The 19,025-nt window shown below is 62.3% G+C and carries 18 protein-coding genes and 1 tRNA gene; 8 read left to right on the top strand and 11 right to left on the bottom strand.

Annotation, left to right across the window (positions count from 1 at the left end; genetic code table 11):
• Positions 1–2 precede the first annotated feature (2 nt).
• Positions 3–908, bottom strand: a complete 906-nt coding sequence (locus BDE40_RS01490) for a LysR family transcriptional regulator (RefSeq protein WP_134012163.1) — start codon at positions 906–908, stop codon at positions 3–5.
• Between the two features lie 163 nt (positions 909–1,071).
• Here BDE40_RS01490 and BDE40_RS01485 point away from each other — a divergent pair, with 163 nt between their 5' ends.
• The 3 genes from BDE40_RS01485 (at position 1,072) to BDE40_RS01475 (ending at position 4,098) form a co-directional block, all read left to right on the top strand.
• A complete protein-coding gene (locus BDE40_RS01485) occupies positions 1,072–2,049 on the top strand; it encodes a Bug family tripartite tricarboxylate transporter substrate binding protein (RefSeq protein WP_134012161.1) in 978 nt (325 codons plus the stop codon).
• Positions 2,050–2,119: 70 nt separating this feature from the next.
• The gene (locus BDE40_RS01480) at positions 2,120–2,602 is read left to right on the top strand and encodes a tripartite tricarboxylate transporter TctB family protein (protein WP_134012159.1); all 483 of its coding nucleotides are present in this window, start codon (positions 2,120–2,122) and stop codon (positions 2,600–2,602) included.
• On the top strand, positions 2,599–4,098 hold the full coding sequence (locus tag BDE40_RS01475; protein WP_134012157.1) for a tripartite tricarboxylate transporter permease: 1,500 nt from the start codon (positions 2,599–2,601) through the stop codon (positions 4,096–4,098). The genes BDE40_RS01480 and BDE40_RS01475 overlap by 4 nt, the downstream gene beginning before the upstream one ends.
• Here BDE40_RS01475 and BDE40_RS01470 read toward each other — a convergent pair.
• Positions 4,095–4,958: a LysR family transcriptional regulator gene (locus BDE40_RS01470; RefSeq protein ID WP_134012155.1), complete on the bottom strand. Its 864-nt coding sequence runs from the start codon at positions 4,956–4,958 to the stop codon at positions 4,095–4,097. The genes BDE40_RS01475 and BDE40_RS01470 overlap by 4 nt on opposite strands.
• 75 nt (positions 4,959–5,033) lie before the next feature.
• On the opposite strand from BDE40_RS01470, the gene acdA reads away from it, so the two are divergent.
• Positions 5,034–6,230: a 3-sulfinopropanoyl-CoA desulfinase gene (gene acdA / locus BDE40_RS01465; RefSeq protein WP_134012153.1), complete on the top strand. Its 1,197-nt coding sequence runs from the start codon at positions 5,034–5,036 to the stop codon at positions 6,228–6,230.
• On the opposite strand, the gene xylB is transcribed toward acdA, so the two are convergent.
• Both xylB and BDE40_RS01455 read right to left on the bottom strand, forming a co-directional pair.
• A complete protein-coding gene (gene xylB / locus BDE40_RS01460; RefSeq protein WP_134012152.1) occupies positions 6,224–7,669 on the bottom strand; it encodes a xylulokinase in 1,446 nt (481 codons plus the stop codon). The two genes, acdA and xylB, sit on opposite strands and share 7 nt — an antisense overlap.
• Positions 7,670–7,800: 131 nt before the next feature.
• Positions 7,801–7,874 (bottom strand) — tRNA-Gly (locus BDE40_RS01455).
• 215 nt (positions 7,875–8,089) lie between these two features.
• Between BDE40_RS01455 and BDE40_RS01450 the strand changes: the two genes are divergently transcribed.
• Genes BDE40_RS01450 through BDE40_RS01435 form a run of 4 tightly spaced genes read left to right on the top strand, consistent with a single transcriptional unit; the run spans position 8,090 to position 11,279 of the window.
• A complete protein-coding gene (locus tag BDE40_RS01450) occupies positions 8,090–9,064 on the top strand; it encodes an SLAC1 anion channel family protein (protein ID WP_134012151.1) in 975 nt (324 codons plus the stop codon).
• A 31-nt stretch (positions 9,065–9,095) separates the two neighbouring features.
• Positions 9,096–9,536, top strand: a complete 441-nt coding sequence (locus BDE40_RS01445; RefSeq protein WP_342774991.1) for a hypothetical protein — start codon at positions 9,096–9,098, stop codon at positions 9,534–9,536.
• A gap of 60 nt (positions 9,537–9,596) precedes the next feature.
• A complete protein-coding gene (locus tag BDE40_RS01440) occupies positions 9,597–10,913 on the top strand; it encodes an NAD(P)/FAD-dependent oxidoreductase (protein ID WP_134012149.1) in 1,317 nt (438 codons plus the stop codon).
• A gap of 12 nt (positions 10,914–10,925) precedes the next feature.
• The gene (locus BDE40_RS01435) at positions 10,926–11,279 is read left to right on the top strand and encodes a DUF5368 domain-containing protein (RefSeq protein WP_134012148.1); all 354 of its coding nucleotides are present in this window, start codon (positions 10,926–10,928) and stop codon (positions 11,277–11,279) included.
• Positions 11,280–11,314: 35 nt separating this feature from the next.
• On the opposite strand, the gene BDE40_RS01430 is transcribed toward BDE40_RS01435, so the two are convergent.
• The 7 genes from BDE40_RS01430 to BDE40_RS01400 form a co-directional block, all read right to left on the bottom strand.
• On the bottom strand, positions 11,315–12,331 hold the full coding sequence (locus BDE40_RS01430; RefSeq protein WP_134012147.1) for a Gfo/Idh/MocA family protein: 1,017 nt from the start codon (positions 12,329–12,331) through the stop codon (positions 11,315–11,317).
• Between the two features lie 338 nt (positions 12,332–12,669).
• On the bottom strand, positions 12,670–13,584 hold the full coding sequence (locus BDE40_RS01425; RefSeq protein WP_134012145.1) for a DMT family transporter: 915 nt from the start codon (positions 13,582–13,584) through the stop codon (positions 12,670–12,672).
• A 3-nt stretch (positions 13,585–13,587) separates the two neighbouring features.
• A complete protein-coding gene (locus BDE40_RS01420) occupies positions 13,588–14,469 on the bottom strand; it encodes an NAD(P)-dependent oxidoreductase (RefSeq protein ID WP_134012144.1) in 882 nt (293 codons plus the stop codon).
• On the bottom strand, positions 14,466–15,575 hold the full coding sequence (locus BDE40_RS01415; protein WP_134012143.1) for an NAD(P)/FAD-dependent oxidoreductase: 1,110 nt from the start codon (positions 15,573–15,575) through the stop codon (positions 14,466–14,468). Before BDE40_RS01415 ends, BDE40_RS01420 begins: the two co-directional genes overlap by 4 nt.
• Positions 15,572–16,462 (bottom strand): phytanoyl-CoA dioxygenase family protein, encoded by an 891-nt coding sequence (locus BDE40_RS01410; RefSeq protein ID WP_134012141.1) that lies wholly within the window; start codon positions 16,460–16,462, stop codon positions 15,572–15,574. Before BDE40_RS01410 ends, BDE40_RS01415 begins: the two co-directional genes overlap by 4 nt.
• A gap of 12 nt (positions 16,463–16,474) precedes the next feature.
• Positions 16,475–17,515 (bottom strand): Gfo/Idh/MocA family protein, encoded by a 1,041-nt coding sequence (locus tag BDE40_RS01405; RefSeq protein ID WP_246030327.1) that lies wholly within the window; start codon positions 17,513–17,515, stop codon positions 16,475–16,477.
• Positions 17,515–19,017 (bottom strand): UxaA family hydrolase, encoded by a 1,503-nt coding sequence (locus tag BDE40_RS01400; RefSeq protein WP_134012137.1) that lies wholly within the window; start codon positions 19,015–19,017, stop codon positions 17,515–17,517. Before BDE40_RS01400 ends, BDE40_RS01405 begins: the two co-directional genes overlap by 1 nt.
• Positions 19,018–19,025: the final 8 nt, after the last annotated feature.

Here is a 19,025-nt window from a genome sequence, read left to right as displayed (position 1 = left end):
TCCTATCCCGCCCCTCGTGGAAACGGATCGAACCGCCCCACCGCAACCGCGTTTAACAACTCTGCCTCAACCTCTTGCAGCACGCGCAGTTTCACCGTGTTGGCCAGCGACATCAGTCCCAATTCCCGCACCGGCGCGTCGTCACCCAGCGGGATGTGTTTCAACGGCAGCGGGTTCGGCGGTTGCACACTCCGGCGCGGCACAATCGAGACGCCCAGATCGGCATGCACCATGCTGGAGATGATCTCGAGGTTTTCCAGCTCCATGGTGTCCTTCACCGTGATGTTCTTTTCTTGCAGCCAGTTGTCGATAAAGTCGCTCAACAACGCCTTGCGGGTGAAGCGGATGTAGGGCTGCGTCGCCAGTATCTCGAACGGGTCGTCCGAGGTGACGTTGACCGACGCCAGCAGCTCCATCGGCTCCTGACTGATCGGCGCCCAGCGCATATTATGCGGGATCACATGCGGCTTGGTGATCACGGCGGCGTCCAAGACCCCGCGTTCCAGATCAATCAACAGTTCTTTGGTTTGACCCGGCGTGACGCCAATATGAAGGTCGGGAAAGCGCGCCTTGATCGAGGTGATAGCGAAAGGGATCAGGCTTGTCAGCCCCGTCGGCACGCTGCCCAGCGACAGGTTGCCCCGCAACCCGTCATCGCCCAGAACCGAAGGCAGCAGGTTGTCATAGGCCGCCACAATTTCACGGGCGCGGGTGACGATAGCGCGCCCGACCGGGGTAAGCTCGGGCGTTCGGCGCGTGCGATCAAACAGAGTGATACCCCACCCTTCCTCTAGTGCTTTCATCTGCTGGCTGACGGCGGCATGGGTGACGAACACCGCTTCGCCAGCCGCGCTGAAGGTGCCGTTTTCCTCGACGGCAATTAACGTGCGGAGCATTCGGATGGACATGGATGACGGGCTTTATGTTAGCTTGGCTTTCGGTAATTGTAATCAATTGCCGCTTTATACAAGAATGACTTACCAATAACATTTGTCAAGGATCGACGCTGCCCTTAGCATGTCGATAACATAGGCTGCACACTCATCAGCCAGAAGTTTTTGGGAGGAAACTATGAAATTTGCGAAATTCAGCGCCGTGAGCGCAATGGTAATCGGCCTTGCCACGGCTGCATCCGCCGCGGACTACCCCGAGCGGCCGATCAATATGGTCATCCCTTACGGCGCAGGCGGGGCCACCGACATCTCGGCGCGCACGATTGCGGAGCCTTTGGGCAAAGCTGTGGGCCAATCGCTGATCATGGCGAATGTCACTGGTGCTGGTGGGGCGACAGGCTCCGTCGCAGTGAAAAACGCCAAGGCAGACGGCTACACCATGCTGTTCGCACGGGTCGGTTCACACTCGGTCAACCCTGCGATGAAGGCGACCCTGCCCTACACGCTGGACGATTTCCGCTTCGTGACGGTCTACGAAATCAACCCGTTTGCCTGCGCGGTCGAGGCCAATTCCGACATCAATTCGATGGATGACCTGATCGCCAAGGTGGCCGAGGGTGGCGTCAGCTACTCCTCCTCCGGCGTCGGGTCCGGTCTACACTTGGCGGGCGCTATGGTGCTCGACGAGTTTGGCGTCGAAGACCCGCTCAACGCGGCGACACACATCCCGCAAAAAGGCGGTGGCGCGGCTGTCACGGCTGTGTTGAACGGCACGGCCACCTTCTTGTGCACCAACTCCTCGGCCCTCGCCAGCTTCGTGGCCAACGGCCAGATGAAGCCTTTGATGGTCACCACAAAGGAACCAGTGGTTGGCTTCGACGCACCGACAGCCGCTGATCTGGGCAAGCCAGCGCTGCACCAGCTTGTGGGCTGGACTGGCATCGCAGGCCCTGCCGACATCTCTGACGAGGTCGCCGGAAAATGGGGCGAGTGGATGGCTGCTGCCGCGGGTGACGAGGAATTCGTATCCTCGATGGAAGCCCGTGGCTCGATCATCGACGTGATGAGCCCCGAGGACGCCAACGCGTTCATTCAGGAGCAATACAACACATTCCGCGCGCTGGTCGATAAACTGGGTATGCGGATCGAAGGCTAAGATCTAACGTATGAACGGCGCGCGGGGTTTAACCTTTGCGCGCCGTTTCTCTATCCAGCGAGGCCCGTTCATGCAAAACCTCCACCGGCAAACGCTCATCGGACTATTCGCGGTCGTCGCGGGCCTGTTCCTGATGATTGTGGCAATTCCGAACTGGGTGTCCTCGCCTAGCAATGTGCGTAACATCATCCTGTCGCCGGTGTTCTGGCCCTATACCTTGTCCGCCCTCACCATCGTCATCGGTTTGGGGCTGACAATTACGGGGCATTTCTCGTCCGAAGACATGTCCCAAGAGAAAGCCGAAATCCCCGGCGGATACGGTCGCCTCGCCATCATGGCCGTGGTCATGGTGATCTACATGTTCGGCCTTCCGCGCCTTGGCATGGTCTGGACCTCTATGCTGGCCTTCGTGACCACCGCCTTCCTAGTCCGCACCTCGCATCCTAAAACCGCGCTCATCTGCGCGATCTGCGTGCCACTGGTGCTTTATGTGTTCTTCGCCCATATCGCCAGCGTCGCGATCCCGCAAGGCAACTTCGTGAGGCTGCCATGAGCTTTGTCGACAGCATCCTCGCAGGCCTGTCCCTCGTCGGCAATTTCGAGGCGTTTCTGGCGCTGTTCGCAGGTGTCGCCATCGGCACCATTGCAGGCGCAATCCCCGGCATGTCCGCCACCATGGCCGTGGCGCTGACCCTGCCGTTTACCTTTTCCATGCAGCCGATCATCGCCATTCTGCTGCTGCTGGGCGTCTACAAGGGCGGCATTTTCGGCGGCTCCATCCCCGCGATCCTGATCAAGACCCCCGGCACCCCCGCCTCCAGCGCCACTGTGCTGGACGGCTATCCGCTGGCAGAGAAAGGCCAGGCGGGCAAGGCGCTCGGCATGGCCCTTTGGGCGTCCTGCACCGCCGATCTGATCTCCAACCTCGCGCTGATCCTGTTCGCGGGCTGGCTCGCATCCTTCGCGCTGAACTTCGGACCGCCGGAATTCTTCACCCTGATCCTGTTCTCGCTCACCATCATCGCCGGTGTCTCTGGTGCCAGCCTGTTACGCGGGGCGCTGTCGGCGATGCTGGGGCTGCTGCTGGCAACGGTCGGCCTCGATCTGGTCTACGGCACCAACCGCTTCACTTTCGGCGATCCCAGCATGATGGGCGGCCTCAACTTCATCGCAGTCCTCATCGGGCTTTTCGCTATCCCCGAGGTGCTGGCCATGGTCTGGGACCCGAAGCCGCACAAAGGCCAGACCCGCAGTCTGGGCGACAACAAGGTCACCTTCGGGGAATACAAGCGTTGCTTCAAATCCATCGTGCGCGGCAGCTTCATCGGGGTGTTCCTCGGCTCCATCCCCGGCATCGGCGCGGCCCCGTCCGCCTTCCTGTCCTATAGCGAGGCGCGGCGCAAATCGCCCAACCGTGACAACTTTGGCAAGGGCGAGCTAGAAGGGGTCGCCGCCTCCGAGGCCGGTAATAACGGCGTCGCAGGGGCCACCCTGATCCCGCTTCTGGCGCTTGGCGTGCCGGGCGACGTGATCACCGCCATCATCATCGGCGCGTTCATGGTCCACGGGCTGCAACCGGGGCCCATGATGTTCATCCTCAATGTCGACATCATCTACGGGTTGTTCATCGGCCTGATCGTCAGCTCCGTCTTCCTGTTCTTCATCGGCTCCATCGCCATTCGCGGGTTCAAATACGTGGCCGACATCCCGCGCGGAGTTCTCTTCCCCGGCGTGCTGGTGCTGTGCGTCTACGGGGTGTTCGCGGTAAACAACAACATCTTCGATGTGGGCGTCATGTTCGTGATGGGCTGGGTCGGCTTCCTGATGATGCGCAACGACATCCCCGCCGCGCCCTTCCTGATCGCCTTCATCCTCGGCCCGCTGCTGGAAGACAACTTCCGCCAAGCGATGCTTATGTCCGGCAGCTCCCCCGCGATCCTGTTCCGCGGGCCGATCACATGGTTCTTCTGGGGTCTGACGGTGCTGACTGTCATCGCCATCATCCGCGCAGGCATCCGCGCCACGCGGAACCTGAAGCGGCGGGCCTAGGACGCGGCCCTGACCAGCGACAGCAATCTGGGCCGCCACCGCCCCGCCTGCGCGTCGTCGCGGGTCAGCATCACCAGATCGCGTGTCAGCCCTTGCAACGCGCCCTCCACCACATGCACCCGCGTGTCCGTGTAGCGGCGGATGTCAGGCAAGGGCAAAACGGTGTAGCCGACGCCTTCCTTGACGCATTCCATGCAGGCCTCGATGCTGTCCAGCACCAGCGTGTTTTGCGGCGGCACCCCCGCCCCCAATGATGCGGCGATCAGTTTGCCGATCCCTGTGCTGGGGCGGAAATGGATGAACGGCACCTGCTGCGAAAGCTGCACCGCATCCAGTTCAGCCAGTGCAACAGGCACCGCCAACGCCATCGGCTCCGACGCGATCAGCTCCACATGCAACCCCCGCGCCCCGCCCTCGACCCGCGTGACAATCGCGGCGTCGAGCTGCCCCAACGACACTTGCTCGGTCAGCGCCTCTGACAGGTTGGAGCTGTATCGAAAGCTCGCCCTCTTCTCCCGCTCCGCCGCTAAGGTCACGAATTTCGGCAGGATGCGGGCGCTGGCGGACTGGATGAAGCCAAGTTGAAACGACCCGCTCAAGCCGGCCCCTGCATTGGCCAGATCGTGCAAATCGGCCACGCCGGTGATGACCCCCTTCGCCTGTTCCGCCACCTGCCGCCCCAAGGGCGTCAGCCGTGGCGGGCGGAAGCTGCGGTCGAACAGTTCCGCGTCCAATTCCGCCTCCAGCGCTTTCATCTGCATACTCAGCGCCGACAGCGTCATATTCTGCAACTGCGCCGCCTCGCTAAAGGACTGCACCTGCAAAATTCTAACCAAGGTCTCCAGCGCACGGGTTTGCATTATTTCAATTTACCTGAACTTACACTTCATTCTTATTAGATTGTTTTGGAAAAGCATAGACTTCACAATCGCGCTATGAAACACACCTCTTCCTCCGAGTCCTACCGTGCCATCGCGCGGGACTTAGCCGCCAAATTCGCCCCCCGTGCGGCGAAATGGGATCAAGAGCGCAGCTATTGCTGGGACAACATTAAAGACCTGACAAGCGCAGGCCTGATGGGCATGACCCTGTCCACGCGGTATGGCGGTCAGGGCGCTTCATGGCTGGACACCGTGATCGTGGTCGAGGAACTGGCGAAAGCCTGCACGCTCAGCGCACGCATTGTGGTCGAGGCCAATATGGGCGGCATCAGCGCGATCATGGCCTACGGGACCGAGGCGCAAAAAGAATTCGTCGCGCCTTACGTGCTGGCAGGCGACAAGCCCGCCATCTGCATCAGCGAGCCTGACGCAGGCAGCGCCGCCACCCAGATGACCACCACCGCGCGGCGCGTAGATGGGGGTTATGTGCTGAACGGCACCAAGCACTGGATCACCGGCGGCGGGGTCTCCAAGCTGCATCTGGTCTTTGCCCGCGTGCTGGACGAGGACGGAGAAGATCAAGGCATCGGCGGCTTCATCATGTGCCAAGACCCCGAGAACGGCATGGACCATGACGGCTTCACCGTCGTCAGCCGCGAACGCACCATGGGGCTGTGCGGCATGCCGGAGACGACGCTGGAATTCAAAGACGTGTTCATCGAAGACGCCCATGTGCTGCGCCCGCCCTCCGGCTTCAAGCGCGGCTTTGCCGATCTGATGAACGCCTATAACAGCCAGCGCGTGGGTGCTGGCACCATCGCCATGGGCGTCGCCGCAGGCGCGCTGGACCACGCCAAACGCTACCTGCTGGAGCGCGAACAATTCGGCCGCCCGCTGGCGGAATTTCAAGGCTTGCAATGGATGCTGGCGGATATGGACGCATCTGTCCACGCGTCGCGCCTGATGCTGCACGAGGCCGCGCAATCGCGTGGCCCCAACGGGTCCCCCTTCCCCGACATCGCTATGGCGGCGCGGGCAAAGCTGTTCGCCTCCGAGGCGGCGATCAAGGTGGTCAATGATGCTTTGCAAATGTTTGGCGCACGGGGTTACGGCAGCGAGGAGCCGCTGGAGCGGATGTACCGCGACGTGCGCATGTTCACCATCGGCGGCGGCACCGCGCAGATCCTGCGCACGCAAGTCGCAGGTAGCATCTTGGGCATCCGCACGCCGCAAACGCGCGGCGGTTACTGAGCCTGCTTGATGATGGGATAGGCGGCGCGAAACTTAACGTAGGCCGCATCATACTCCGCCTGCAATGCACGATCCGGCTGGATCACTTCGCTGATTTCCGGTGTGGTCATGATCTGATCGAGTGAAGCCCCTGTCGCCGCCATCCCCAACCGTGCGGCCCCAAGCGCCGCACCGAACTCACCGCCCGCAGGCAAGGCCAGCGGTACGCCCAAAACGGTCGCGATCAAGCGCAACCAATAGCGCGAGCCGGTGCCGCCGCCGATAGCGATCAACTGCTCCAGTTCAGCCCCCGTGGCTTTCAACGCCTCGAAACTGTCACGCAGCCCGAACGCCACGCCTTCCAGCACCGCGCGGGTCATATCATCGCGCGTGGTTCCTGCGGACAGCCCCGTAAAACTGCCGCGAATTTCCGCGTCATTATGCGGTGTGCGCTCGCCCGACAGGTAGGGCAGGAAGCATACCGAACCTGGCTTTTGCAGCTCCTCGCCCAAGTCCGCCGTCAACTCTTTCGGGGAGGTGTCGGTGATCCGCGCCAACCAGTTCAGGCTGTCGGTTGCCGACAGCATCACGCCCATCTGATACCAGCGATCCGGCACCGCGTGACAGAAGGTGTGCAACGCAGTGTCCGGCGCAGGGCGGTAGCCGTCCCGCGCGGCCAGCACCACGCCGGAGGTGCCAAGGGACACGAACCCCTGCCCTTCGTCCATCGCGCCGATCCCGCAAGCGGCGGCGGCGTTGTCGCCAGCACCGCCCGCAATCGTCACGTCCGACACACCCCATTTCGACGCCAGGTCATCGCGCAACAAACCAGCAGGTTCCGACCCTTCGACCAGCCTGGGCATCTGGTCGCGGCGCATGTGGCTGACATCCAGCAGGTGGTCCGACCAGTCACGCTTGCCCACATCCAGCCAAGCGGTGCCCGCACTGTCGGACATGTCGGCCACGTAGTCACCGGTCAGGTAGTGGTTGAGGTAGGCCGCGGGCAGCAGCACGCGGGCGGTCTTAGCGAAAACCTCCGGCTCGTGGGTGCGGACCCAGTCGAGCTTGGGGGCGGTGAAGCCCGGAAAGACGATATTGCCGGACAGCGCTCGCACCTTGTCGGTGCCGTCCAGCCGCGCGGCCTCCGCCGACGCGCGCGTGTCGTTCCATAAAATGCACGGGCGCAGCACGGAGCCCGCATCGTCCAGCAAGGTCGCGCCGTGCATATGCCCCGCAACGCCGATACCTTTAAGCGCGGCAAACTCGGGGTGGGCAGATCGCAACTCGTCCATCGCAACGTCAAGGGCGGCAATCCAGTCGGCGGGGTCTTGCTCGGACCAGCCGGAATGGGGATGCGCCACCTCGTAGTGGTGCTCGGCGGCTCCGATCATTTGCCCGTCGGCGGCGACCAGCAAAGCACGCAGCCCCGAAGTGCCAAGATCAATTCCAAGATACGTCATATCGCCGCCCTTCCGTTACCGCTCACCCGCCATGCCGATGCATCTTTGTAGAGGTTTTGAACGATCAATCAACGGCAACGGCACCGCAAATTATGCAGTGTTATAAGGCGGTTCGCATCTGTGGGGAATTCTGGAGCGGGTAGCGGGAATCGAACCCGCACCTTAAGCTTGGAAGGCTCTTATGATACCATTTCACCATACCCGCTCAGAGGTTTTAGGCTATATTTTATGGGCTGATGGGCGTCAAGCGCGGAATACCCGATCAGAGCGGTGACAGGCTTCAAAAATCGAAGGAAGCGTCGCATCGTACATGCCTTGAACGTGATTGACCCAGATCAATGCCGCGGGTGCAATTTCTTTATATTCATTAAATTGAATTTATAGCGGAGCGAGTCGTTTTCCGCCGCCAGAGGTCTGATCATGTCCGTTTCCACAACAGCTGCGAGCCAGACGCGGCTCGCCAACTTTCCCATCACCTTTTTCGCCATTGGCATGGGCATGATGGGCTTCACCCTTGCCATGCGGGCGGCTGAAACGATCTTCGCCCGAAGCCACACCCTGTCGCAGGCCGTGCTGGTCTTCTCGGTCCTTTTGCTGATCGCGATCTCTGCGGGCTACATCGCTAAAGCCCTGCGCCACTCCGCCGAGGTGGCGGCGGACTGGCACCATCCGGTGAAGATCGCCTTCTTCCCTGCGATCTCTATCTCGCTGCTGTTGCTCGCCACGGCGCTGGTGGAAACCGCGCCTGCACTGGCGGAGCCTTTGTGGCTGTTCGGGACCGGCTTGCAAGGCGTGCTTGCGCTGTCGGTTTTGTCCGCGTGGATCGGTCACCGGTCGTTCCAGACGGGGATGATGACACCTGCATGGTTCATCCCCGCGGTGGGCAACGTCATCGTGCCGCTGGCGGGGACCAAGCTGGGGTATGTGGAACTGTCATGGCTGTTCTTCTCCGGCGGGCTGATCTTCTGGATCATCCTGCTGACCTTGGTGATGAACCGCCTGATGTTTCACGACCCGATGCCGGGAAAAATGGTGCCGACGCTGATGATCCTCGTGGCACCCCCTGCAGTGGCCTTCACCGCGTGGATGGGTCTGGAAGGCGAGGTCGGGCCATTCGGGCAGGTCTTGCTAAACGCCGGTTACATCTTCGCCCTGCTTGTCGCCACGCAGGCATCCAAACTGCGGAACCTGCCCTTCGCGCTGTCATGGTGGGCGCTGTCCTTCCCCATCGCGGCGCTGTCCATCGCGAGTTTCGGCTACGCCCATGCGGCGGGCTCCGACGCCCATCGCTGGATCGGCGCAGGTCTTCTGGCGCTGTTGGTGGTCGTCATCTTCGGGCTGATCTGGCGTACGGCCATGGCGGTCCGCGCGGGTGCAATCTGCGTCCCTGAATAAAGGTTTCTCAACGCATCAAAGGAGTATCCAAATGCGTATTTCCAAATTCCTCACCGCATCCGCGCTTGCCTTGGGGCTGGCCACGTCGGCCCAGGCGGATGACCCGAACAAGCTGATCACCATCCTGACCGCCCCCGAACCACAGACCCAACTGATGGCCATGGTCCTGACCATGAACGCCATGGCCGCAGGTTCGTCAGCCGAGGTGCTGCTTTGCGGTCCTGCGGGTGACATCGCGCTGAAGGACGCGCCTGCGTCCGCCACGACAGGCCAGCCGCCGAAAGACGTCAGCCCGCAAGGCCTGATGAAAATGCTGATGGAGAAACAGGGGCTGAAAGTTCAGGTCTGCGCGATCTATCTGCCCGGAAAGAGGGTTGATGCCTCCGTATTGCTGGACGGCGTCACCGCCGCTGCCCCGGACGCGATGGGGGCCGCAATTGTTGGCGACGACACCACCGTGATGAGCTTCTAGAGACAGCCACACACACCCGTGTGCCCATGTGGCACACGGGCATTTTCAGGGGAGACGACCATGACCGACCTACATGACCTGCACAGCTCGCGCCGCGCCTTTCTGGGCCTTATCGCGGGGGGATTGGCAACGGCAGCGGCAGTGCAGCCCGCGCCAGCCGCCAAGCTCCCGACCAAGGCCCGCATCGTGATGATCGGCGCGGGTGCTGCCGGGACGTCACTGGTCAACCGGTTGATGGACCGGCTGGACGGCGCAGACATAACCATCCTCGACCCCAGTGCGGTGCATCTGTACCAGCCCGGTTTGTCGCTGGTCGCCGCAGGGCTCAAGCCCGCGTCCTACACGCAGTCGAAAACCACCCAATGGCTGCCCAAAGGGATCACGCATATCGCAGAGGCTGCCGCCGCCATCGACCCGATTGCCAAAACAGTGGACACGACCGGCGGCACAACAGTGCCGTATGACTTCCTTGTCGTGGCACCCGGCCTTGTGCTGGACCATGACGCCATCGAAGGCTTCTCGTTGGATCTGGTTGGCACCAATGGCATCGGCGCGCTGTATGCGGGGCCGCAATACGCCGCCAAGACATGGGAGGCCGCGTCGAAGTTTGCAGAAGACGGCGGCGTGGGCATCTTCACCCGACCCGCTACGGAAATGAAATGCGCGGGTGCGCCGCTCAAGCATACGTTCCTGATCGAGGACATCGCCACACGCACCGCAGGCGCAGGCAAGCACCAGATGCACTACGCGGCCCATGACGGCGCGCTGTTCGGGGTGCCGATTGTGTCCGAGAAGGTGCGGATGCTGTTCACCGATCGCGGCATCACCCCGCATTACAGCCATGTGCTGAAAGCCGTTGATCCGGGCAAGAAACGCGCCACCTTCGCCACGCCGGAGGGCGACACAGAGATGGCTTATGACTACCTGCATGTCATTCCGCCGCAGCGCGCGCCGGAGGTGATCCGCCAGTCGGGCCTAAGCTGGGCCGACAAGTGGACCGATCAGGGTTGGGTCGAGGTGGACAAGCATTCGCTGCGCCATCTGCGTTACCCCGAAATCTTCGCCTTGGGCGACGTGGCTGGCGTGCCGAAAGGCAAAACCGCGGCCTCGGTGAAGTGGCAGGTGCCGGTGGTCGAGGACCACCTGATCGCTGCCATCGAGGGGCGCGAAGGCAGTGCCAGCTATAACGGCTATACGTCCTGCCCGCTGATCACCCGTGTGGGTCGCGCGATGCTGGTGGAGTTCGACTACAACAACAACCTGACCCCGTCCTTCCCCGGCATGATCGCACCGCTGGAGGAGCTGTGGATCAGCTGGCTGATGAAGGAGGTGGCGCTGAAAGCCACCTATAACGCAATGCTGCGCGGCAAAGCCTGAGGAGGACGCCCCATGGAACAACTGACATTCGAAACCATGTTCGCCGTGTTCGAGGAAATCTTCGGGCGCGGCCTGTTTTGGGCAATGGTCGTGGCGGCGGTCGTCGTCACGCTGGCCTATCTTTACGTGCTGATCCGTGATCGGGAATTATCGATGCGCAAATTCCTGTGGGCGCAGCTGTCGATGCCGTTCGGTGCGGTGCTTGCGGTGGTGTTCGTGCAGGCCATGACCCATTCAGGCCTGCGCGACATTGGCGGGCCGGTCGACGTCATCGTGCTGCTGGGGATTGCGGCAATGGGAGCGGTCGGGTCTGCGATCCTCGTCTATACCGCGCAATCTCTGGTGCGCAAAGCACCGGAGCAGTGACGGGTAAACTCAGCCCTAAGGCTGCGGCTTAAGACCTAGACATTCCGGACCTTCATGCGCTTGCCTTCCAGCGAGGAATCCATCAGCGCCTCGATCAACGCATGGGTCTTCAGCGCCGCGCGGCCTGTCACAAGGGGTGGGCGGCCCGCGTCCAAGGCTTGCACGAAGTCATCGAGCACGCCTTGATGCCACGCATGGGTGAAGGCCATCGGGTCGGCCCCGCCGCCGGTCTCGGCGTTTTCGCCGAACGTCTCGTGGCGACCATCCTGCCAGTGAATATGCAGCTCCCCAGATTGCAAACGCGCCGAGGCATCGGCGCAATGGAGCGTAATGCTTTCCGCCGTCCCCGGGAACGCCGCTGTGGTGGCGGTCAGCATGCCCACCGCGCCGTTCGCAAAGTCTAGCCCTGCGGCCACGACATCTTCGGCCTCCATTTTGTGCAACTTGGTCGTGCGCGCCAGCGCCTGTACCTGTGACACGGGGCCGGTAAGCGACAGCGCCAGATCAAGCGTATGGATCGCCTGCGTGATCAGCACCCCGCCGCCATCTTGCGCAATCGTGCCGCGACCGGGGGTGCTGTAATAGTCCTGATCGCGCCACCAAGGCACGTCTATCTGGACCATCGCCAACGGCCCAAACGCGCCCTCTGCCATGAGCTGGGTCAGCTTCTGTGACGCCTCCCGCATACGGTGTTGAAAGACGATGCCAAGCGGCACGCCCGAGGCTTCGCAACGCTCCACAAGGGCCGTCGCGGCGGTCAAACCGCGCTCGACAGGCTTTTCCATCAAGATAGGTTTGCCCGCCTGCACCAGTGCCGAGACGATTTCTGTGCGGGCATTGGGCGGCGTGGCGACAATGGCAAAATCAAGGTCGGGATCGGTGCAGGCTTCGGCCAGCGTGACCGCCCGCAATCCATGCGTTTCGGCAAAGGCGGCGGCGCGCTCTGGCCTGCGGGCGCAGACGGCGGCCAAGCGGGCATGCGAGGACGCCTCCAGCGCCAGACGATGTGTGTCCGACACCATGCCCACCCCGAACAATACGGCGTTTTTCATGTGATCCTCCCAGTCGGGTGGACCGTGCGCCAAACCTTGATACGGGTCAACGCCACAAGCCCCCGAGCTGGTATGAAACCATCGAGGGTGGGCAAAAATGCTCTATTCGGAAGTAGTAAGGGTGGCGGCGCCGCCGAAGCGTGGTGTGCTGCCGGACAGGGTTTTACCCCCGCATCCCGTCCGGCTTTTGGCCGGATATGTATCGCGCGATTTGATCGGGTGCCCCGCTGCCCATGCTGGTCGCGGCCGGCTGGCGGGATCCTGATTAACCACTCTTGTGACGTCGAGAGATGTTCTACGCCCCTCCCGTTGAGACTACATTAACCATGCGTGCGTTGCTACACGCCGGGCGGCGTGCGCAGCACCGCGCGCTTGCGCGTGCGCACCCAGATCAACAGGCCGGAGCCGATGATGATCGCCGCCCCGATCAGCGTCGCGGCATCGGGGATATGGCCCCAGATCAGGTAGCTGGAAATCGACAGAAACAGCAGGAAGAAATAGGCGTAAGGCATCAGCGTGTTGGCCGTGGCGAAGCGGTGGGCGCGGGTCAGAAGCTCGTGGCCCGCCCAGCCGAAAACCCCCAACAGGACCAGCAACACCCAATCCAGTGTCGTCGTCGGGTTGGTCCATGTCCAGATCGCCGTGGGCAGCAAAACCACCGTGCCGAACAGCCCCATATAGAACTGCATGATCTCGGTCGACACCACCCCCGACAGCTTGCGCGTCAGGATCGAATACAGCGCCATCGCCAGCGCGTTGTTGAGCGACAATAGCATGGCCCAGTGGAACTCCGTCCCGAAGGGCCGCATCACCACCAGCACGCCGACAAAGCCCAGAACGATACCGAAGATGCGCCATGGCCCCGCCCGCTCGCCCAGCAAGGGCCGGCCCAGCAGACACACCAGAATGGGCGAAGTGAACATGATCGACGCCGTGACGGTTAGCGGCAGGTAGAGCAGCGCGATGAAGTTCAACGCGGTCGACGAGGTCAGCAGATAGGCGCGGAACAACACCAGCCCCAGACGGTCGGTTTTGAAGCGCTCGACATCCATGCCGCCGCGCGCCACGGCCCAAGTGGAGATGACGAAATGCCCGACATAGCGCATGAAGGCCAGTTGCAACGCAGGCAGCCCCGCCAGCACCAGCCACTTCACCGAGGTGTCGATCATCGAGAAAAATAGCCACGCCGCCAGCATCATCCCGATGCCAAGGGTTGCCCGATCTTCCAGCGCAGGAACGGCGACGCGGCTCATGTGTTACGACTTCAGCTTGGCAGCGTAGAAGTCCACCATCTGGGACACCATGTCCTCTCCGCGACCTTCGTCGCGCGCCGTTTCCAACGCGGTCAGGGTGCTTTTCGACATGATCGAATCCACGCCCGCATCATCCGCCATCTTGGCGTAATACCCCACATCCTTTGCCGCGTTTTTGATCGCGAAGGCCAATTGGTTCGGGTCGTTATCCACCCCATAGGCCTTGACGAAATCCATCATGCCGGAATGCAGCGGCCCCGCGCTCATCACGTCATAGAGCCCCTTGCGGTCAACGCCCTGAACATCCGCCATGGCAAACGCCTCGGCCATCGCGTTGGCGACGGTCATCCCAAAGAAGTTGTTGATCAGCTTGATCGTATGGCCGGACCCAAGCGCGCCCAGATGGAAGACGTTTTCGCCCAGATCATCCAGCACAGGCTTGACGTTGTCGAACGCCGCCTTGTCGCCCGCGCACATGATATTCAGCAAACCGTCTTTGGCGTGCGACGGCGTGCGGCCCAGCGGCGCGTCCAGATAGGCGCCACCTGCGGCCGCAACCTCTTCGCCCAAGGCTTTGGTCGAGGCAGGCAGCGAGGTGCCGAAATCAAGTACCACCGCGCCGGGTTTCAGCCCGGCGATCACGCCGTCCGCACCATGCATCCGGCCTTCGACCTGATCCGACGTTCCCATGCACAGCATGACGATGTCGCAAGCTTCGGCCACCTCCCGTGCGTTCGCGGCCTCGGTCGCGCCGCGGGCAAGTGCCTGATCCAGATAGGTGCGGTCGCGGTTGCCCAAGACCACCAGATCGTGGCCCTTGTCCTGCAACCGCCCCACCATTGCGCCACCCATCAGGCCAAGGCCGATAAATCCGATTTTGCTCATCTGTTCACTCCAGTTTCATTTAATATCAGCGCCGCGCCTTGGCGGCCTATCTCGTCGCTGCATTTGGCCCCTGCCCCGTTGCCGCCTGTGCAAACCACAAGGCGGTCGGACAATCGCGCGATCTCCGGCAGCCGGTCCTGCGTCCAAGAGGTCACGCAGGCCTCCATGCTTACAGCTAGTATGTCAAGCTCCGGCATCAGAGTGCGGATCATCGCGTGCAGGTGGTCGCGGACCTGCGCGTTGCCGCCCCCTTGGAACCAGTCGCGGATATCTGTCGCTGTGACCAAGGGTACATCTTCCGGATCGCCCCCCAGTTTGATGTAGAGCTTCCCGTCCGGGTAGCGGATTGGCGGCAAAAGATACGGGTCCTCCGGCGTGTCATAGACCAGCGTCGGCATGGCACTCAACCGTGCGGCCTCCGCCTCGCTGACCTCAAAGAACGCAACTGTACGCGCGTAGACCTCCAGCTTTGGCGGGCGCGCCAGAACCGTGTCTGTGTTGTAGCCGGCGGCGACCAGAACTTGGTCGAAGCGGTGGCGGCCCTGATCGGTGGTCACCTCCACATGATCGCCGTGCTCGTCCAGCCCGGTGACAGTTTCCTCCACCAGTTTGGCGTTGAAAGATTGCGCCGCCTTGGTCTGGGCCGCGACCAGATTGCGCGGGCTGACATGGCCCGCGCGCGTCGGTTCGTGATAGCCGGTGAAGTGGTCGGGGAAGCGGAAGAACGGGAACCGTTGAGCCAGCTCTTGGTGGTCCAGAACATCACATGGGACATTGTGCTTCAGGCGGCCCACATCGACGCGGGCCATGAACGCCTTGCCCCCCGCCATCACCGCGCCGATCTCCGTGTAGAAGCGGATACCGCTCTGGCGTTCGATCTCGGCATACCGGTCAATCGCCGCCGTCGAGACCCCGACCCAGTACTCATCCAGCGCGTTCTTGCGGGTGATCCGACCCTCGTCATAATGCGAGCCGAACACGCCTTGGTGGCTGCGCTTGTCGCGCGGCTCGGGCGGGCCAATCAGGGTTACGTCGTGGCCCGCCATCGCCAGATGCCGCGCCGCTGCCGCACCCCAAAGCCCCCGACCGATGACGGCTATGCTCACTTGGCCACCTCGAAGGATCGCGCGTGAAGGCGTTTCTGGATTTCGTAAATGGTGAAATTGTCGGTGGGCAGCGGCGCGGGGATGCGCGCGCCAATGCTTTGGACACGCGGCTCCAGCGTCGGGTCGCCGCAGAGCATCCGGTCGTTATACTCCTTTATGTCGCTCCAGCGGGTCAGCGAGCCCATGATCGGGAACGCATCCGCCGCCATCATCTCGTAGAACAGCAGGCGGCGGTCCTGCGTGGATTTGTTGAGCGACGAGCCATGCACGATCCGCCCGTGATGGATCGACACCGAGCCCGCAGGCCCCTTCAACTCCACCGCGTCCTTCATGTCGAAGCCGCAGGCGGCAAGGTCGATCGCGCCTGCAAATACCCCGTCGACATGGTGGTCATAGATCTTGTGTTTGTGTGATCCCGGAAAGACCATCAGCGGGCCGTTCTCGCTGTCCATGTCGTCAAGGATCACCGCAATCGCCAGCACGTCGTCATTTGTATGCGGGTAGAAGGCAAAGTCCTGATGCCATTCCACCGCCGCGCCGAAGCCAGCCGATTTCATGTTCAGCTTGGTCGTGTGCAACCGCAAATCCGGCCCGATCAGGTCGCGGGCGGGGGCGAGGATCAGATCGGAATACATCAAGTCGCGCATCACCTTGTTATGGGTATGCGGCTGCTTGATGCGCCTGACGCGGGGGTTTTCCGGTGTGTGGCTGTCCTCCAGATCAATCTGGTCGGTGCTCTCGGTCAGGCTTTTGGCCTGTTCCTGATACTTGGCAATTTCCGCATGCAGGTCGGCCATGATATCGTCCGGAATGCGCTTTTCAAGGATCAGATAGCCTTCCTTGTCGTAGAAGTCCTTTTGCGCTTGGGTCAGGGTCTCGAAACTCATGTCGTGTCCTCTCTAGGCGGTTGAACGGGATGGCGCGGGCGGGTGGGCCGAGGCCGCAGGCGAGGTCACCCGTGCGCGATCAGGCGCGACCGCCGCTGCAATCGCCAGCGTCACCTCAAGCGTCTTGCGCCCTTCCAGCGCGCGAACCAGAGGCGCTGCTTCTCCAGCACAGACCTTCGCAAAATGCGCCAGCTGCGCCACCAGCGGCACGTTGGGGCTGACGCCATGTTCCGCGCGTTGAGGCTTTTGCGACCAGTCCGCCGCCCCCGACCAGACAGTGAGCGACGGAAAGGCGATGGCGCCTTCGGTGCCGCAAATGCGCAGGTAGTCCTCACCGGTCGTAGCGATGTTGGGGTTCTCCCCCGTCCCTGCCTCGAAACTGTAGGGTGACGCGGTGGTGTCGGCAAAACTGATGCTTGCCGCCAGCCCGCCTTCGAACCCCAGAAGCGCTGCACCGCTTTCCACCCGCGCCGCCCCGCGCTGAGTGTTCGAACCTATGCCTTGCACCGAGGTTACCTCACCAAAAAGATGGCGCAGCAGGTCGACCTCGTGGACGAGGTTTATCAGAACGGGCGAGCCGTCCGGCCCCGCCCGCCATGGCACCTCGAAATAAGGATCAGGCTTCTTCAGCGCCCAGATCATTGATGCCAGCACCGGCGTGCCAATCGCACCCGCGTCAAGCAGCGCCTTTAGCTTGGCCACGGCGGCGTGGTGGCGGCGATGGTGGCCCACCAAGGTCTGCACCCCTGCCCGCTCCGCCGCCGCGACGATGCGGTCAGCGGCGTTCAGCGAATGGGCCACGGGCTTTTCGATGAGCATATGCCACCCCCGCGCCGCCGCAGCTTCGGCGTGGTCGGCGTGCAGATGCGAGGGCGTGGCGATCAGGATAGCATCGGCCCCAACATCCACCGCGTCTATGCTATCGAAATGCGGCACATGGCTTTGCGTCAGTTGCGGGTCGATGACGCCGACCACCTCGATCTGCGGCATCTCCAGCGCATGTGCCAGATGTCGCGCTCCGATCAGACCTATGCCTGCAACCAGCAGCCGCATTACATGACCGCGCCGATCTGCCATGGGACGAACTCGAAGTCGCCCAGACCCTGCGCCTCGGACTTGGAGACCTCGCCCGACGCCACGCGCAGGATCAGCTCGTATATCTCGCGGCCTTTTTCCTCCAGTGACACGCCAGCGGTCAGCATGTCGCCTGCGTTCACGTCCATGTCGTCGGTCATGCGTTTATACATCTCGGTATTGGTGGACACTTTGATAGTCGGGCTGGGCTTGGACCCAAACGCCGACCCGCGCCCGGTGGTGAACACCACCACCTGACAGCCCCCCGCGATTTGTCCCGTGACGGAGGCCGGATCGTAGCCGGGGCTGTCCATGAAGGTGAACCCCTTGGCGGTTATAGGCTCCGCGTATTTATAGACGCCGGTCAGAGGCGAGGTGCCGCCCTTAGCTGCCGCCCCCAGCGACTTTTCCAGAATGGTGGTCAGTCCACCCTTCTTGTTGCCGGGGCTGGGGTTGTTGTCCATGGAGCCCTTGTTGCGCTCGGTGTAATCCTTCCACCACTCGATCAGGCCGATGAGTTTTTGCCCCACTTCCGGCGAGACCGCGCGGCGGGTCAGCAAATGTTCGGCACCGTAAATCTCGGGCGTTTCCGCCAGCACGCCGGTGCCGCTTTGGGCCGCGAGCAGGTCGCAAGCGTAGCCCAAAGCCGGATTGGCCGTGACGCCGGACCACGCATCCGAGCCGCCGCATTGCAGGGCGACCTTCAATTCCGAGGCGGGGCATTCCGTACGCGTCGCCTGATTGGCAATGGGCAGCATCGCCTCGACTTTCTTGATGCCCAGCTCAATGGTCTTTTGCAGGCCCGCGACGCCTTGGATGTTCATCACCTGAAACGTCTCCGATTGCTTCAGCCCGTAGGCGTCCAGCAGCCAATCGATCTGGTTCATCTCGCAGCCCAAGCCGACCATCAGCACGCCCGCATGGTTTGGGTGGCGGGCGTAGCCCCACATGACGCGTTGCAGTGCCTCGAACCCGTCGCCGTCGCCCGCCATGCCGCAGCCGGTGCCATGCACGAAGGCGCAGACGCCATCGACGTTGGGATAATCCGCCAGCCGCTCCGGCGTGAAGTGATCCGCGATGCGCCGCGCGGCGGTTGCCGAGCAGTTCACCGAGGTGACGATTGCAATGTAGTTGCGCGTCCCGACGCTGCCATTGTCGCGGCGGTAGCCCATGAAGGTGTCGCCCGTCGCAGGCGTAACGGGGCGCATGTCGGTGCCGAATTCGTAGTTCTGCGCGGTCGGCACGAAGTCGCAATTCTGCGTGTGGACGTGATCGCCCGCCGCGATGTCTTGCGATGCCACGCCGATCATCTGCGCGTATTTGCGGATCTGCGCGCCCTTGGCGATGGCGCGGGTGGCGATCTTGTGGCCCGACGGGATCAGGCCGGTGGTTGTCACATCTTCGACGGAGGCTCCGGCCTCCAAGGCACGGGTGGCGGTGACGACATTGTCGTCTGCATCTAGGCGAATGGTGTCTTTCATTGGGTCTA

This window comes from Litoreibacter halocynthiae, from assembly GCF_004365635.1.
GTDB classification, from domain to species: domain Bacteria; phylum Pseudomonadota; class Alphaproteobacteria; order Rhodobacterales; family Rhodobacteraceae; genus Litoreibacter; species Litoreibacter halocynthiae.
The sequence above is the reverse complement of the archived record's forward strand: the minus strand, read 5'-3'. Positions and strand labels throughout refer to the sequence as shown.